Source organism: Mesorhizobium sp. B3-1-6, assembly GCF_006439555.1.
Classification (GTDB): domain Bacteria; phylum Pseudomonadota; class Alphaproteobacteria; order Rhizobiales; family Rhizobiaceae; genus Mesorhizobium.
Genome location: NZ_VFTM01000017.1, coordinates 86,986 through 103,797 on the forward strand (window position 1 = coordinate 86,986; position 16,812 = coordinate 103,797).

12 protein-coding genes are annotated in these 16,812 nt (G+C 64.5%); all 12 read left to right on the forward strand.

What is annotated here, in order from left to right:
- Positions 1-64 precede the first annotated feature (64 nt).
- On the forward strand, positions 65-289 hold the full coding sequence (locus FJ414_RS16770; RefSeq protein ID WP_140645475.1) for a hypothetical protein: 225 nt from the start codon (positions 65-67) through the stop codon (positions 287-289).
- Between the two features lie 265 nt (positions 290-554).
- Positions 555-3,050, forward strand: coding sequence for a DNA ligase D (ligD, locus tag FJ414_RS16775; RefSeq protein ID WP_140645476.1), 2,496 nt, complete (start codon positions 555-557; stop codon positions 3,048-3,050).
- Between the two features lie 336 nt (positions 3,051-3,386).
- Positions 3,387-4,298, forward strand: a complete 912-nt coding sequence (locus FJ414_RS16780; RefSeq protein WP_140645477.1) for a Ku protein — start codon at positions 3,387-3,389, stop codon at positions 4,296-4,298.
- Positions 4,295-5,428 carry a tetratricopeptide repeat protein gene (locus FJ414_RS16785; protein WP_246672420.1) on the forward strand — a complete coding sequence of 378 codons (1,134 nt, stop codon included), beginning with the start codon at positions 4,295-4,297 and terminating at the stop codon, positions 5,426-5,428. The genes FJ414_RS16780 and FJ414_RS16785 overlap by 4 nt, the downstream gene beginning before the upstream one ends.
- 192 nt (positions 5,429-5,620) lie before the next feature.
- Positions 5,621-6,274, forward strand: coding sequence for an alpha/beta fold hydrolase (locus tag FJ414_RS16790; RefSeq protein ID WP_140645478.1), 654 nt, complete (start codon positions 5,621-5,623; stop codon positions 6,272-6,274).
- Positions 6,275-6,447: 173 nt separating this feature from the next.
- On the forward strand, positions 6,448-7,221 hold the full coding sequence (gene xth / locus FJ414_RS16795; protein ID WP_140645479.1) for an exodeoxyribonuclease III: 774 nt from the start codon (positions 6,448-6,450) through the stop codon (positions 7,219-7,221).
- Between the two features lie 436 nt (positions 7,222-7,657).
- On the forward strand, positions 7,658-8,839 hold the full coding sequence (locus tag FJ414_RS16805) for a hypothetical protein (RefSeq protein WP_140645481.1): 1,182 nt from the start codon (positions 7,658-7,660) through the stop codon (positions 8,837-8,839).
- Between the two features lie 921 nt (positions 8,840-9,760).
- Positions 9,761-11,365 (forward strand): WD40 repeat domain-containing protein, encoded by a 1,605-nt coding sequence (locus tag FJ414_RS16825; protein WP_140645484.1) that lies wholly within the window; start codon positions 9,761-9,763, stop codon positions 11,363-11,365.
- 78 nt (positions 11,366-11,443) lie between these two features.
- Positions 11,444-12,502 (forward strand): tetratricopeptide repeat protein, encoded by a 1,059-nt coding sequence (locus FJ414_RS16830; RefSeq protein ID WP_140645485.1) that lies wholly within the window; start codon positions 11,444-11,446, stop codon positions 12,500-12,502.
- A gap of 100 nt (positions 12,503-12,602) precedes the next feature.
- Positions 12,603-13,976, forward strand: a complete 1,374-nt coding sequence (locus FJ414_RS16835; RefSeq protein WP_140645486.1) for a cytochrome c — start codon at positions 12,603-12,605, stop codon at positions 13,974-13,976.
- Positions 13,976-14,482 carry a (2Fe-2S)-binding protein gene (locus FJ414_RS16840; RefSeq protein ID WP_140645487.1) on the forward strand — a complete coding sequence of 169 codons (507 nt, stop codon included), beginning with the start codon at positions 13,976-13,978 and terminating at the stop codon, positions 14,480-14,482. Before FJ414_RS16835 ends, FJ414_RS16840 begins: the two co-directional genes overlap by 1 nt.
- Positions 14,482-16,731, forward strand: coding sequence for a molybdopterin cofactor-binding domain-containing protein (locus tag FJ414_RS16845; RefSeq protein ID WP_140645488.1), 2,250 nt, complete (start codon positions 14,482-14,484; stop codon positions 16,729-16,731). The genes FJ414_RS16840 and FJ414_RS16845 overlap by 1 nt, the downstream gene beginning before the upstream one ends.
- Positions 16,732-16,812 lie beyond the last annotated feature (81 nt).

The following is a 16,812-nucleotide window of genomic DNA, read 5'->3' on the forward strand; positions in this document are numbered from 1 at the left end:
ATTGAGCTCTCCGCCATGTTTATGGGCGGCCGCTATCCGAGCGGCAGCGTGTTCGAGTGAGGCCATGGTCAGTCCTGTCGCCAGAGAAAAGTCCCGCCGCGCCGCGGTGAAGACCGCGCTCGACCGCCACAGGGTCTATGTCACCGCGCAGCGCTTTTCCGGCGGCTCCTACAGCGCCCGCGTGCTGGTCGATGGCGAGGCCTATTGGGTCGACGAGTTCCGGCTCTCGCAGTTGAGGCAGGGACTTTCCCCCGCCGAGCTGGAATTGACGCCGGCGATTGACGATTGATCCAGTTCCCTTGCTCCGCCGCGCTGTAGGAAAATCTGAAATGCTGGCGGGACAGCACCCCCCTCTGTTCTGCCGGACATCTCCCCCGCAAGGGGGGAGATCAGATGTCATCACCGCTTCCGCCAATCGCCAACGCTGCAGAAGAGGGGCCGACAGCCAAGCTGCCAATCTCCCCCCTTGCGGGGGAGATGTCCGGCAGGACAGAGGGGGGTGTGACGGAACGCGGCGTCGGCAAGGCGAGCTTGCCATCCCTCCCGCCTGACCCATGGCCGCCAACCTCAAACCCTACCGCGCCAAGCGCGAATTCTCCCGCACGCCCGAGCCGGCGGGCAGCCTTGCGGGCGGAGAGGGCAACCGCTTCGTCGTCCACAAGCACCACGCCACAGCTGACCACTATGACCTGCGCCTGGAAGTCGGCGGCGTGCTCAAAAGCTGGGCCGTCCCGCGCGGTCCTTCGCTCAACCCGGCCGACAAGCGTCTCGCCGTCGAGACCGAGGACCATCCGATCGAATATATCGACTTCGAGGGCGTCATCCCCGAGGGCGAATATGGCGGCGGGCCGATGATCGTCTGGGACACCGGCACCTGGGCGCCGATGGACGATGTCGAGAAGGGCCTCAAGACCGGTGCCTTCAAGTTCCGCCTTGCCGGCGAGAAGCTCAATGGCGGCTGGATGCTGACGCGGCTGAAGCCCAAGCCCGGCGAGGATGAGAACAAGAAGAACTGGCTGCTCTTCAAGGAGCGCGATCTCGCTGCCGATCCCAAGCTCGACATCCTCGAAGCGCGGCCGGAAAGCGTGAAATCGGGACGGCGCATCGAGGAACTGGTCGCCGTGAAGAAACCGCCGCGCTTGCCGCCGAAAGCCGGTTCGCTGAAGCCCGGCGCGCTGCCCGGCGCTGTGAGAGGCGATCCGCCAAGCCGCGTCGAGCCGCAGCTCGCCACGCAGGTGCCGAAACCGCCGGGCGGCGATGATCCCGCCGGGCGCACCGGCGAGCTCTGGCTGCACGAGATAAAATTCGACGGCTACCGCACCATGGCGCATGTGGTGGATGGAACGGTGAGATTGATGACCCGCGCGGGCATCGACTGGACGAAACGCTATGGCGATCTCCCGCAGGCCTTTTCGCGGCTGCCGGTCAGCCGGGCGATCATCGACGGCGAGATCATGGTGCTCGACGACAAGGGCATCTCGCGCTTCGCGCTGCTGCAGGACGCGCTGGCCGAGGGCGCCGGCTCGAAACTCCACTTCTACGCCTTCGACCTGCTCCATCTCGATGGCTGGGACCTGCGCAAGGCGCCGCTGCAAAAGCGCAAGGCCCTGCTTGCCGAACTCCTCGCCGGCCAGGCCGCCAACGCCGCCATCCAGTATAGCGATCATGTCGAGGGCGACGGGCGCGGGCTCTACCAGCAAGCAACGGAACTCGGGCTGGAAGGCGTCGTTTCCAAACGCGCCGACGCCATCTACCAAAGCGGCCGCACCAAGAGCTGGACCAAGGTGAAGGCGCAAGAGAAAGGCGACTTCGTCATCGCCGGCTACACCGTTTCCGACCGGGCTGAGGGGCTGGCGGCGCTGGGCATGGCCGAATTCGAGAATGGCGAACTGCACTATCGCGGCAAGGTAGGCACCGGCTTCGACAGCGATATGGCACGGGATCTCCTCGCCCGGCTGGAACGGCTGACCGCCGGCGCTACGCCGCCCGAAGGCGCGCCGCGCGAGATCATGCGCGAGATGCACTGGGTGAAGCCGCTGCTGTCGGCCCGCATCCACTATGCCAACCGCACCGCCGACAATTCGCTGCGCCACGGCGTCTTTCGCGGCCTGCGCGATATCGGCGGGCTCACCACGCCGGTGCCGGTCAAGCGCAAGCGGCTGATCGCCGAGTCCGATCTTGCCACCATCTGGGTGACCAATCCGGAACGGCGGCTGTTCGGCAAGACCGGGCCGACCAAGCTCGACATCGCCGTCTATTACGCGCTGGTCGGCGATTTCATGCTGCCGCACATCATCGGCCGTCCGGTGTCGCTGGTGCGCTGCCCGACAGGGCGGCCGCAGGACTGCTTCTTTCAGCGCCACGCCTTCACCGGCATGCCGCCTTCGGTCGCGGTGTTCGAGAGCAGCAATTCGGAAGGCGAGACGAAAACCTATCTCTCGGTCGAGGACGCCAAGGGCTATCTGGCGCTGGCGCAGTTCGGCGTGGTGGAATTCCACACCTGGGGCACGCACCGGTCAAAACTCGACAAGCCCGACCAGATCGTCTTCGACCTCGACCCGGGCGAGGGGATTTCCTGGCGCGAGGTGGTGGAGGCGGCGGTCCACATCAAGGGCGGGCTGGAGAGCCTCGGCCTGGTGCCTTTCGCGAAAACCTCCGGCGGCAAGGGTATCCACATCACCGTACCAGTGACGCGCAAGCAGAACTGGAAGAAACTGCACCAGGTGAGCAGCGCCATTTCGACTTTGCTGGCCGCGAGCGCGCCCGACACCTTCACCACCACGATGGGCAAGGAAAACCGCAAGAAGCGCATCTTCATCGACTTCCACCGCAACGCCCGCGGCCACACCTCCGCCGCGCCTTACTCGCTGCGCGCCCGCACCAACCTGCCGGCCTCGACTCCGGTAAGCTGGACCGACCTGGAAACGATCGACGCGCCGGAGGATCTGAACTACGCCTCGCTGCCGGGGCTGCTGGAGACGTCCGGCGATCCCTGGGCGGAGATCGATGAGGCGGCCAGGGATTTGCCGGTGGTGGAGAATGGGCTGTAGCCTCTCGGCGTCGTCATTCTAGGGTCTGCGCGCGTGCCTTCGCTCCTTGCTCCACCCTAGAACGACGAAATGTCGAGGCCTTCAGCCAATCGCCGGCGTCTCAATTCCTCTCCATCGACGCTCGATACAATTTGAACTATCCTCCGTCGCAACTCCGCCCGAAAACACTTCGCTAGGGTTTTACCGCTACGATCAAAGGTCGGTGTAGGATTTCCACGGCGCTGTTCGTCCTACGGACGAAGCGCTGCAGAGCATGGTCCCAAAAAGTGGGAACCGGTTTTTGGACAAGACCATGCTCCAACATAGTGTCAGTGCATGGCCGCGTAGGAGTTCATCATGGCGCCCAGGGCAAGTTGGAAAGGTTACCTCAAGCTCAGTCTCGTCAGCTGTCCGGTCCGGCTCTATCCGGCCACCAGCGCGAGCGAGCGCATCTCGTTCAACCAGTTGCACAAGAAGACCCACAACCGCATCAACATGAAGCCGGTCGATCCCGAGATCGGCCTCGTCGAGCGTTCAGACCTAGTGCGCGGCTACGAATATGAGGACAAGCAATATATCATCATCGACGACGCCGACCTCGATGCGGTGAGGATCGAATCCAATCACACGATGAACATCGAGGCCTTCGTCGACGAAGGCGAGGTCGACGTCATCTACCAGGACGCGCCCTATTACCTGGCGCCCGACGGCGCCATGGCCGAGGAAACCTTCGCGGTTCTGCGCGAGGCGATGCGCAAGTCCGGCAAGGTCGCCATCGCCCGCCTGGTGCTTTCCAGCCGCGAGCGCGTGGTGACGATCGGCGCGCGCGAGAACGGCATGTTCGTCTGCACCTTGAGGAACCCCAACGAAGTGCGCGGCACCACTGAATATTTCGGAAATATTCCGGACGCCAAGCCCGATGCGGAAATGCTGCAGCTGGCCGAGGCGCTGATCAAGCAGAAGGAAACCCACTTCGATCCGAAGAACTATGAGGATCGCTACGAGGTGGCGCTGATGGCGATGATCCGCGAGAAGCTCAAAGGGCACAAGCCGATCATCGCGGCGGCGCCCGAGCGCGGCAATGTCATCAACCTGATGGATGCGCTGAAAGCGAGCCTATCGCAGCAGGCGAAACCCCCGGCCAAGTCGAAGAGCAAGGCCGAGGAAGCGCCCGCAAAGCCCGCCAGGAAGGCGGCCGCCGGCGGCGGCGCGCCTGAGAATCCGCTGAAGGCGAACCTGTTGAAGGCCGTCGGCAAGAGCAAGAAGTGACGGGAAATGCAGGGCCAGTGATCGTTCCCGGCGCCGTCTTTGGCGTCGTCGGCGCGCTGGCCGCCTTTCCGTTGCGGCTTGCCGTGCGCGAGGTCGAGCGCCGCCACGCGGAGCTGAGGCGCGGCGTCACCCGCCGCACCACTCATGTCGTCTTCGGCCGCGCGCTTCTCGCCAAGGCAGGCCTGACTAGGACCGGCGATGCCGAGATCGAGCGCCGTGTTGCCACCGAGCGAGCCGCCGGGCGCATCCTGATCAGCGAGAACGGTTTCCTGCGCCTGCTCGGGCTGATGAAGGCGCCGGAGACGTCCTCGCTCTCCCGGCAATCGCTGATCGATCAGTCGCGGCTTGCCGGCGGCGATCTCGACATGTTGTCGCTGTTCGACGCCTTCGAGCATGACGCCGAGCCTTATTCCTTCCGCGACCTGATCCTGGCGAGGAAATATGCCGGACTGATCGCCAGCGGTGCGTCCTGGGGCGCGATCGCCCGCTCGGTGCACCGCTCCGGCCCGGTCGCCTCGCTCACCGCCAAGTCGCTCAACCTCGGCTCGCAGCATGGCCGGCCCGACGCGATCTATCTCGACGAGGGCCGAAGCGAGCTCGACGGCCAATTGCTGTTCGATCTCGGCTCGCCGGAAGACGACACGCTGGAGGAACTCTTTGCCGAGGCGGAGATGGCGGAAGAGGAGGGGCGCCACGACGATGCCGCGGCCCTTTACCAGCGCTGCCTGGCGATCGATCCCAAAGATGCGATTGCCGCCTTCAACCGTGCCAACTGCCTGCGCGGCGCCGGCCGGGTTGCCGAGGCGGCGCATGACTATGCCCGCGCCATTAAACTCGATCCGGGCTTCGTCGAAGCCTGGTTCAATCTTGCCGGGCTGATGAGCGACGAGGGCAAGGTTGCCTCGGCGCGGCGGCATTTGCAGAAGGCGATGGCGCTCGACAAAACTTATGCCGACCCGGTGTTCAACCTGGCGCGGCTGGAGTTCGACGCTGGCCATCTGGTGGAAGCGCGGCGGCTCTGGGTACGGTACCTGGAGTTGGACGCAGAGTCTGAATGGGCGCGAACTGCACAGAAGGGCATCCAGTTCGTCGATCTGCATATAGCAGGTGAGCGAGATGTTCGCGCTTGAGCACCCCCCTCTGTGCTGCCGGACATCTCCCCCGCAAGGAGGGAGATTAGCAGTTCATGCGCCGCGCCTTTCCTCCCCCGCTAGCGGTTGGCGAAAGCCGACGCGACGGCTGATCTCCCTCCTCGCGGGTGAGATGCCCGGCAGGGCAGAGGGGGGTGTGAAGGAACGCGGCCCTTCCCGAAAGTCCACCCCATGACCCACTTCCTCTTCGACGGCGACGACACCGCCTCCGTCACCATCCTGCTCGCCCATGGCGCCGGCGCGTCGATGGATTCGCCTTCCATGACGGCCACCGCAAAGGCATTGGCCGCCGCCGGTTTCCAGGTCGCGCGCTTCGAGTTCCACTACATGGCGGTGCGCCGCTACGGCCATCGCAAGCCGCCGCCGCGCGCCGAGACGGTGAACCCGGAATATGTGAAGGCGATCCTCGACCTGCGCGCCAAGGGCGTGACCGGCAAGCTGATCATCGGCGGCAAGTCGATGGGTGGTCGTGTCGCTTCGATGGTCGCCGACGAGATGTACGCCAAGGGCGAGATCGCTGGTTTGATTTGTCTTGGGTATCCGTTCCATCCGCCGGGCAGGCCGGAGCAACTACGGACAAAGCATCTCCTTGATCTGAAGACGCCGACGCTGATCTTTCAAGGCACGCGCGACGAGTTCGGCATCAAGGAGGAAGTCGCGACCTACGGCCTTTCCTCGGCAATAAAGGTGATCTGGCTGGAGGACGGCGACCACGACCTCAAGCCGCGAAAGGCGATCTCGGGATTTTCGACGGGGGATCACCTGAAGACGGTGGCGGAGACGACAAAGGCGTGGGCGGAGCGTCCACATCGGTCGTCATCCTAGGGCGAAGCAAGGAGCGAAGCGACGCGCGCAGACCCTAGGATCCATGCCGTGACGTTAAAGCGTTGCAACGGTTCAGGATTTTGCTCCGCCGCGCTCCACGGCGAACGTAACGGAATGGATCCTCGGGTCAAGCCCGAGGATGACGAGGCGAGAGGCGCCTTCGGCATTCAAAAATGAAGATCGCCACCTTCAACATCAACAACATCAACAGCCGGCTGGAAAACCTGCTGGCTTGGCTCGCCAAGGCAAAGCCCGACGTCGTCTGCCTGCAGGAGTTGAAGGCGCGCGACACGCAGTTTCCGCTGACCCGGCTCGCCAAAGCCGGCTATGGCGCGGTGTGGAAGGGCGAGCCGACCTGGAACGGCGTGGCGATCCTCGCGCGCGGCTCCGAGCCCGTCCTGACGCGCGATGCGCTGCCCGGCGACGATGCCGATCGCCAGGCGCGCTACATCGAGGCGGCGGTCGACGGCGTCGTCATCGCCTGCCTCTATGCCCCCAACGGCAACCCGCGGCCGGGGCCGAAATTCGACTACAAGCTCGCCTGGCACGAGCGCTTCGCGGCGCATGCGGAGCAACTGCTCGACACCGGCCTGCCGGTGGCGCTGGCCGGCGACTTCAACATCGTGCCAGAGCCGCGCGACATCTATGCCACCCGCTCTTATGACGACAACGCGTTGGTGCAGCCCGAAAGCCGCGCCGCCTTTGCCGCGCTAATCGAGCAGGGCTGGACCGACGCGCTGCGTAAGGTTTTTCCCAGGCAAGAAAAACTCTACACCTTCTGGGATTATCGACGGAACCGCTGGCCGCGCGACGCGGGCCTGCGTCTCGACCACATATTGCTGTCGAAGAAGCTGGCGCGGAAACTGAAAGCGGCCGGCATCGACCGCGACGTGCGGGGAGGCGACAATCCCAGCGATCACGCGCCGGTCTGGGTGGAGTTGGGGTGAGAAAACAAAAAATCCCGCCGTAGCGGGGATCGTTGAGAATCAAAATCCTGAGTGCCCGATCATGGGGGCGGAGCGGGCGGAGGCGAGCCCGCCACAATCGCGGAAAGCTTGCCTCTGCGGATCAAAACCGGCTTCTCGTAAGTCTTCTTCATGGGTTGCCCTCCAATACTCCAGCAGATGATCTCAAATGAGTGGTTTCTGTCAAGCATTCGACCAGAGCGGCCGTTCGACACCTGGGGAAAGCCTCCTGCTGGTAGAACCGTGGTCCAATAGTTTCGCTAGCACAGGCGTTCTCCCGCCGGCGTCTCAATCATGCGCCTTCCACAGCAACGACTTGCGGTGTTGGTGTCCAGCGCTAATCTGCTGAAGAGTTGGACGGGGTAAAATTTCATGCTCGTGGTCTTGAACACGTGTCTCCAGCCGTTGCCGCCTCGCAATGGCTGATACCATCCTCGTCGCCCTCATCTCCGCCCTCGTCGTTGCCGGCGCTGTAGCTCTCGTCGCGATCGCGCTGCGCTGGCGCCGCAAGCGCCGCAGGGCGCGCGGCAACCCCAATGCGGCGGGCGACTATGCGCCGCGCGCAGCCTGGGGCGGCAGCCGCGGAGCGCTCAACTATTCGTCCTTCGTCTTCATGGATGTCGACGGCGACGGCAAGTTCGGACAGGCCGACCGGCCGATCGCCGGCATCGTGGTAAGGGCCTATGACGAAAAGGGCGCATTCCTCGCCGCGGTGCGAACCAACAATGGCGGCTTCGCCAATTTCGTCATGTCGGCGAAGAAACATCGGGCTGTACTGCGCGCGCCCGGAACCTACCGGTTTTCGGTCTCGGTGCCGAAAGGCTGGCGCGTGAGCACCGGCAATGAAGATCAGTCGCTGCGCCTCGACACCATGCCCGGCGCGCCGTCAGGTCTCGCCGGCGAAGACTTGCCGAAGGCGGTCGGTCTCTCGCCAGGACGTTTCATTCGCGGCAGGACAGCGACCGAAGCGGCGCTTCACGTCATGGGCAAGGGCAGGGTGCTGGAAACCAGAGCGCTACTGCCTGGCGACTTCCTTGTCGGTCTCTCCTCCGACGCCGACACGCTGACGATCTCTGGATCGGGTCTCGACCGTCGCCTGGCGCTTACCCCCTATCCGGCCGATCTCGGACTTTTGCGATCGGACGCGATCGCAGCCGATGCGGCACTCGAAACGGTCGACTTCGACGCTGTCACCGCCCTGCCTTTTCAGAAAATCCCCTGCGGCCATGCCGGTCTCGACTGGCGCAACCTGAACGCCCTGACGAGCCAGTACGTCAAGGACAGCGAGGGCTATCTCAACGGCAATCTCTCACGCGGCCGCGTCGCCTATACCAGCAGCGGCCACCCGGCGGAGTTTGCCGGCACGACACCCTTCGGCTTTCATTCGATTATGCTCACCGCCGCATGGCTGGCTTCGGAAGGCGAGGTCGCATTGGTCGAAAGCTGGCTCGATGACGAACTGGTCGCCAGCGACGAGATCGCGCTCTCGGCGTTGGCTCCGGTCCACTACGCACCGATGCTGAAGGCGGTGACGCGCGTGCGCATTTCCACGAAGCACTATTGGCAAGCTGTGCTGGACGGTTTGGTGCTGGTGCGCTGAAGTCGCCGAATTGCTCGACGCCGATCAAGTTGTGCGATCGTCAGGCCGAGATTGCCGGCGTCGGCCTTCGCGTATTATCAAGAGGCGCGGGATAACCGGTCAGATCACCGGCCCGGTTCCATTGATGGGACCTGAACCGGCGCCGTTAATTGCCGTGATGGCCGAAAGCTTGCCCTTCCTGGCGAAGGTTGGCTTCTCATAAACTTTCTTCATATTCCGAAGTCCCCGATTCACCCAAAACAGCATGCCGGCCGACAACAAGCTGTCGGTCCAACATGCCAAGCCGGTATGTTCGATCGTAGGCCGATCAGTCCGTCGAAACCGGAGCGTTCGCCGTAACTGCCGAAAGCCTGCCCTTCCGGATGAGGTTGGGCTTCTCGTAGACCTTCTTCATAAAAAACCTCTCCAAACGCTCGCGCCAACGTGAGCAGCGCCTATGGCTGCTTCCCAGTCGGGCCTAACGATCGCTATTCCCGATGATCAACCCGGGAGGGGGTTGGAAGGGCTGTTCAATGCCGTGACCGTCGAAAGCTTGCCTTTGCGGACGAAGATAGGCTTCTCATAAATCTTCTTCATGCTAATGGCTCTCCTGAAAATCCCCGCCGGATAATGTCATAAGAGCGTTTCCTGTCAACCAATGCGAGTGGTTGAGTTCTTTATTCTTGGGGAGTGTGGTTTTCTGTTCGCGCGACCGGCGCTCAACGAAGAGAAAGACCTCAACGCCTCGAGCTAGTCGGCGGGATATTGGTCCGCCGGTCCAGTAAAGTTGAAAAGCCGGCCGTCGTTGGGCGGAAGAACGCGCCCGGAGGCCGAAGCAGATTAATCTTTCCTCGTGTGATGTCGTGCACTTAGCCTGGCAAGAAAGCTCGGCTAGGATGGCTGATGCGCCTTCCGCATTCAGGCGGGAGGAACGGGGGGTGGATGAAGCGATCGACCGAGAGGCTGCTGGCGCTGGCGATGCTGATCGTCGGCATTGCCTGCTTCGCCAAGCTCTGTCTGGCGTTGGGCGGCAAGCCGCTGGCGACGGCGCGGCTGGAAGTCTTCGGCGTGGCCGGCGTGCTGTCGGTCCTTGCCGGGCTGCTTTTCCTCGCCGGCCTGCTGCTGGGCGCCGCCAGGCACGATCCGGCCACCCCCTTGTTCGGCCGCGACGCCGAGATCGCGCCGGCCGGCCATCCGCGGCTGCGCCGCGCAGCACTCGCTTTGCCGCCTTTGGCGCTGCTCGTCATCGTCGCCGACCAGTTCGGCCCTTGGCGGACGCAGGAGCCGGCCGGCGAATCGGCGAAGGAAGTCGCCACCGCGCCGGCGGAGCCGGCGCCTCGGCCATCCGAGCCGAAGCCCGAGCCGGAGGCGAGCGCAAAACCGACGACGCCGGAGGCGAGCGCAAAACCGACCACGCCGGAGGCGAGCGCAAAGCCAACCGCGCCCGCACCCGCGCAGGAAGAAATCGCGAAACCCACGCCGCCGGCAGAGCCAGTTGCGGCTCCCGTTCCGCCGTCGCCGCCAGCCATCGCGCCGCAGCCTGCCCAACCGGCACAGCCCACCGAGCAGACGGCGCTCGCGCCCGCAACGCCGCCACAGATAGTGGCGCCGCCTCCACTGGCGCCTCCGGCCCAACCGACCGCGCCCGAAGGCCACCGCGACGCCGTCGTCTGGCTGGCGGTGTCGGCCGACGGCCACGAGATCATGAGCGCAAGCACCGACCGCATGATCAAACTCTGGGACATCGACGGCAAGCGGCTGATCCGCGATCTCGGCATCCACAAGGACATGGCGCGCAGCGCGCTTTTCATGCCCGACGGCAAGACCGCGCTGACCGCCGGCGACGACGGCGAGATCGTGCTGCGCCAGCTATCCGACGGCACGGTGCTGCACGTCTTCTCCTCAGGGGCGAACGGCGGCGTCCGGCAACTGAAGGTCAGCCAGGACGGCAAACTCGCCGTCAGCGGCCACGACACCGGTTCCGTCGTCGTCTGGGACCTGGAGAAGGGGACGGTGTCGCATGTGCTGCCGGGCCATGACTGGTCGGTGAACTCCGTCGCCATGTCGCCCGATGGCACCAGGGCGCTCACGGGCAGCATCGACGGTGAGCTGAAGCTCTGGGATATCGTTTCGGGCAAGCAACTGCGCAGTTGGCACGGCCACGACCGCGGCGCCTATGGCGCGGTCTTCCTGGCCGACGGCCACCACGCGGTGACCGGCAGCGGCGACTACACGATAAAACTCTGGGACCTCGACAGCTTCAAGGAAGTGCGACGTTTCGAGGGCCATTCCGGCACGGTCTACGCGCTGGCCCTGTCGGCCGACGGCAAGCGGCTCGGCTCCGTCTCGCTCGACGGCACGGCGCGCATCTGGAATATTGACACCGGCGCCGAGATCGCCGAGTTCGACCCCGGCACCGGTCCCATGTATTCGGTCGCCTTCGCCGCCGACGGCACGCTTCTGACCGGCGGGATCGACCGCACCATCCGCGACTGGCCGGCCGCGGGAGGCGATGGCACGGTGCTGTTCGCGGGGGCGCCAGAGTAGCATTTCATTGGAGCTATATTTCAGTTCTGCCCCAACTTGCACTATCAACTACTGTTGGTTGCAAATGGGCGGGTGATCTTGAGCAATTTCGAATGGCCGAGTAGGTCGCAGACGGAAGTCTATAGTCCACGTCCGCCGCGTCCCGGGCCTGCCCTATGCCTCGCCCTAGTGGTGCTGGCCGGCTTCGTTCTGTTTGGGCCAGTCCTGAATTATTACCAGCAGTGGTCCGCAATAAGGAAGGCACAGGCCGCCATTCTGGCGAAGGACTATGCGGAAGAGTATCGCCAGCTTTCTTTACTGGCGAATATGGGTAATCCCGATGGCCAGTATGGTCTCGGGGGCCTGTACTGGCAGGGCCAAGGCGTCGCGCAGAATCGCCAGTTGGCTCTCTATTGGTGGCGGAAGGCTGCGGATAGAGGAAACGCCCGGGCTGCCTACGGCATCGGTCGAGCCTATTACGTCGGCGAGGGCGTGGAGAAAGACGACAAGGTTGCGGCGACTTTTGTGAGAAAAGCCGCCGACAATGAAGACCCGAACGGGCAGAGTTTGCTCGGGACGCTTTATGCGCGCGGTCACGGTGTCGATCAGGATTTCAGCAAGGCGTTCCAATGGTGGATGAAGGCCGCTGCGCGTGGCCAGGTGGACGCGCAAGCCGCTGTCGGCAACGCTTACGCTCTGGGCAGCGGCGTTGGAAAGGACGATGCTCAAGCTGTCGTCTGGTATCGCAAAGCGGCTGAGCAAGGTTACATCCCTGCGCAGTCAGCGCTAGGCTCTGCCTATTCGACGGGCAAGGGTGTTGCCAGGAGTGACACCGAGGCAGCGTCATGGTGGCTGAAGGCGGCCAAGCAGGGTGACGTTCCAAGCCAGCTGTGGGTGGCTTATGCCTACGCAAACGGCATAGGCATCGCCAGGGACGGCAAAGCCGCCGAGTTCTGGTGGCTGGCAGCTGCGAAAACAGGCAATGCCGATGCCGAGTTCAGCTTGGGTCAACTCTATTATCTCGGAGTACTGGGAAAGCCGGACTATCCGGAAGCAGCCAAATGGTTCCTGAAGGCGACGGAACACGGCAACGCCCGGGCAAAGACCTACATCGATCTTATGAGGCAAAACGGCCAGTTCGACAGCAAGACGCTGTGAGGTGCTTTGTCATTGACGCCCCGCGGCTCGAACCTAGTTCTCCTCGCATGGCGCCACGCCTGCGACGCGTGCCCGCCCGACTCACGCAAGGAGTACCTCCTTGAAACGCTTCTGGACCGGCGTTCTCATCCTCATTGTAGTCTGCCTGGCGGGTTTCGCCGCCTATGCCTGGAAGCCGGCGATCGACCCGATCGAACCGCCGCAACGCGCCTCCTTCGACCACGCGCTGATCGTGAAGGGGGCGGTGGTCGCTTCGGTCGGCAACTGCACGGCCTGCCATACCAAGCCCGGCGGAAAGTCCTTCGCCGGCGGGCTGGCGGTGCCGACGCCATTCGGTACCATCTATTCCACCAACATCACGCCGGACCCCAAGACCGGTATCGGGCGCTGGTCGGAAGCTGCCTTCAGCCGGGCGATGCGGGAAGGCGTCGAGCGCGACGGCGATCACCTTTATCCGGCCTTCCCGTTCGACCATTTCACGCTGGTCTCCGACGAGGACAACAAGGCGCTCTATGCCTATCTGATGACGCGGCATGCCGTGGAGAATCGACCTCCCGCCAATGAGCTGCCGTTCCCGCTCAACCTGCGCTTCGTGCTGGCGGGCTGGAAGCTGCTCTTCTTCGACAAGGGCGCCTATCGCGAGGATGCCTCGCAGAGCGCCGAATGGAACCGCGGTGCCTATTTCGTCGAAGGGCTTGGCCATTGCGGCGCCTGCCACACGCCGCGCAACCTGCTGGGCGCCGAGCGGAAAGGCGCGCATCTGGCAGGCGGCGAAGCAGAGGGCTGGGATGCCTTCGCGCTCGACAGATCGTCCTCCGCGCCAATCCCATGGACGCATGACAGCCTCTTTGCCTATCTACGCCAGGGCTGGCATGCCGATCACGGCGTGGCCAACGGACCGATGGCCGAGGTCACCGGCAATCTCGGCCGACTGCCGGATTCCGACATCAGCGCCATCGCCACTTACCTGGTTTCCCAAATGGGCGAGCCGGTGCCGGAGCGCGCGGCGGCAGCCGAGGACATCCGCAAGAAGCTTTCGATCGACCAGGGTGGCACGCCGATACCGGCCAGCGCCACCACCGGCAGCCCGACAAGCCGCGGCGGCGCGATTTACCAGGCGGCCTGCGCCACCTGCCATGACGGCAGCCGCCCGCAGCCCTTCGGCGGCATCGATTTCCATCTCTCCAGCACGATCGCCGCGCGCGATCCGCAAAATGCAATCAACGTCGTGCTCTTTGGCCTGCCGGCGGCGAGCGGCCGGGAGAGCCCGATCATGCCGGGCTTCGCCGCGACGCTGACCGACGATCAGGTGGCGGACCTGCTCGGCTATCTGCGCGAGGCCTATGCCCAGAAGCCGGCATGGGCGGACGCGAAAGCGAAGACCGCCGACACCAGGAGCGGCAAATACCGGGTCAGCGTCCGGCCTTCGGACGGCATCGAGCGCAGCCCGGACAATGTGGGAGCCAAGGACTGATGGTCAAGCTCAACGTCAATGGCACGTCACATGACGTCGACGTCGATCCGGCGACGCCGCTGCTCTATGTGCTGCGCAACGATCTGAAGCTCAACGGAGCAAAGTTCGGTTGCGGCCTCGGCCAGTGCGGCGCCTGCACGGTGATGGTCGACGGCAAGGCGGTCTTTTCCTGCCTGACGCCGGCCATGCTGGTCGAGGGGCGCGAGATCAAGACGGTCGAGGGCCTTGGCACCATCGACGATCCCGGCCCGATGCAAAAAGCTTTCATCGAACAACAGGCGGCGCAATGCGGCTATTGCATTGCCGGCATGATGATGCGGGCGCAGGCGCTGCTCGAGGCAAAGCCCGATGCCGCCGACGCCGACATCAGGCAGGCGCTGGAGCCCAATCTCTGTCGCTGCGGCACGCATATGCGCATCCTTCGGGCCGTGGCCCGCGCCCGCGACCTGATGCGGGGCAAGTCCGCCGGCAACGTGGCGCCGGCAGCCGCCACCGGGAGGGGATGATGAACGCACCGAACCTGCTTCCCGATGTCACCCGCCGCGGCTTCCTGGCGGGAGCCGGCGCGCTGGTCGTATCCTTCGCCATCCCCGCCGAGGCGCAGCAGGGCGAGGTACCGAGCGCGCCCGGCGCCCAGACGGCGAAACCCGAATTGCCCGGCAGTCTGGCTGATACGCCCTCGCTCGACGCTTGGATCCGCATCGACGCCGACGGTTCGATCACCGTCTTCACCGGCAAGGCCGAGCTTGGCCAGGGCACCAAGACGTCGCTGCGCCAGATCGCGGCCGAGGAGCTCGAGGTCGAGCCGGCGGCGATCAAACTGATCACCGCCGACACCGCGCTGACGCCGAATGAAGGCTACACCGCCGGCAGCCAGACGATCCAGAATTCAGGCACCGCCATCCGCTATGCTTCGGCACAGGCGCGGCAGATCCTGATCGCCAAGGCCAGCGAAAAGTTCGGCGCGCCGGTCGAGGCGCTGAAGGCTGAGGCGGGAGCGGTCGTCGGCCCGAACGGCGCCAAGGCCGGTTATGGCGAACTGGTCTCGGCCGATTTCCTTCATGTCGATGCGGCGGCGGATACCAGGCTCAAGCCGCCGGCAGCCTATCGCGCGATCGGCAAGCCTTTCGCGCGGGTCGACATCCCGGCCAAGGTCACCGGCGGCGAGGCCTATGTCCAGGACATGCGCCCGCCGGGCATGGTTCATGCCCGCGTCGTGCGGCCGCCGAGCTACGGCGCGAAGCTCGCCGACTTCGCCGATGTCGCGGTCAAGGCGATGCCTGGCGTGATCGCCGTGGTGCGCGACGGTGATTTCCTCGCCGTGGTCGCCGAGCAGGAGTTCCAGGCCGTGAAGGCCATGCGCGCCATGGCCGTCGTCGCGAAGTGGCAGGAGCAGCCTGCGCTTCCCGACCCCAACGATATTTCGGCTTTCCTGGAAAAGGCCGTGTCGAAAGTCGGCACGGTGACCTCCGTCGGCGCCGACAGCGCGCCGGGCGCCAGGACGCTCCAGGCGCAATTCACGCGCGCCTACCAGATGCACGGCTCTATCGGTCCATCGAGCGCGGTGGCCATGCTCGACAATGGCCTGACGACGGTCTGGACGCATACGCAAGGCGTCTATCCCGATCGCAAGGCGATCGCCCAGATGCTCGGCGTGCCGCAGGAGAAGGTGCGCTGCATCCACACCGAGGGCTCGGGCTGCTACGGCCACAACGGCGCCGACGATGCGGCGGCCGACGCCGCGCTGATCGCGCAGAAAGTGCCGGGCAAGCCGGTGCGCGTGCAATGGATGCGCGACCAGGAGCATCTATGGGAGCCATACGGACCGGCGATGCTGACCAGGGCGAGTGCCACGCTCGACCAGAACGGCAACATCGTGAACTGGCACTACGACCTGTGGAGCAACAACCATGGCACGCGGCCGGGTTCCGCCGGATCGCTGATCGCCGGCAGGCTGATGGAACGGCATTTCCCGCCCGATCCCGCCGAGCTGCAAATCTCTCCGCTCGGCAATGGCGACCGCAACGCGATCCCGCTCTATGACGTGCCCAACCAGCGCGTGAATTGGCATTTCGTCGCCGACATGCCGGTGCGCGTGTCCGCGCTGCGCGGCCTCGGCGCCTATTGTAACGTCTTCTCCATCGAAAGCTTCATGGACGAGTTGGCGGTGGCGGCGAACGCCGATCCGGTCGAATACCGCCTGCGCCACCTGAAAGACCCGCGCGCCAAAAAGGTAATCGAGGTCGCGGCGCAAAAATTCGGCTGGTCGAGGGATGCTTTGCCGGAAGGCCGGGGCAGGGGTTTCGCCTTCGCCAAATACAAGAACCACGCCGCTTATCTGGCCCTTGCGCTGGAGGCCGATGTCGACAGCGACAGCGGCGCGATCAAGGTGTTGCGCGTCGTTGCGGCGGTCGATTGCGGGGAGGCCGTCGCCCCGGATTCGATTATCAACCAGACCGAAGGCGGCATATTGCAGTCGATGAGCTGGACGCTTTACGAGGCCGTGCATTTCGATCGAACGCGCATCTTGAGTCCGGACTGGTCAACCTATCCGATCCTGCGCTTCAGCGCGGTGCCCGACAATATCGAGGTGCAAGTCGTCGATAATCCCGGCACGCCTTATCTCGGCGTCGCCGAAGCCGCACAGGGCCCTACCGCTGGCGCCATCGCCAACGCATTCCGGAATGCGACCGGCAAGCGCATATACGATCTGCCTTACACGCGAGAGAGGGTGAAGGACGTGCTGGGGGTTTAGGGCGCTTAATCTCCCCTCGAGGAAGATGTCGCCGAAGGGGACAGGGGAGTTCACTGTACAAGTTACGTGCGCGCCGTCATC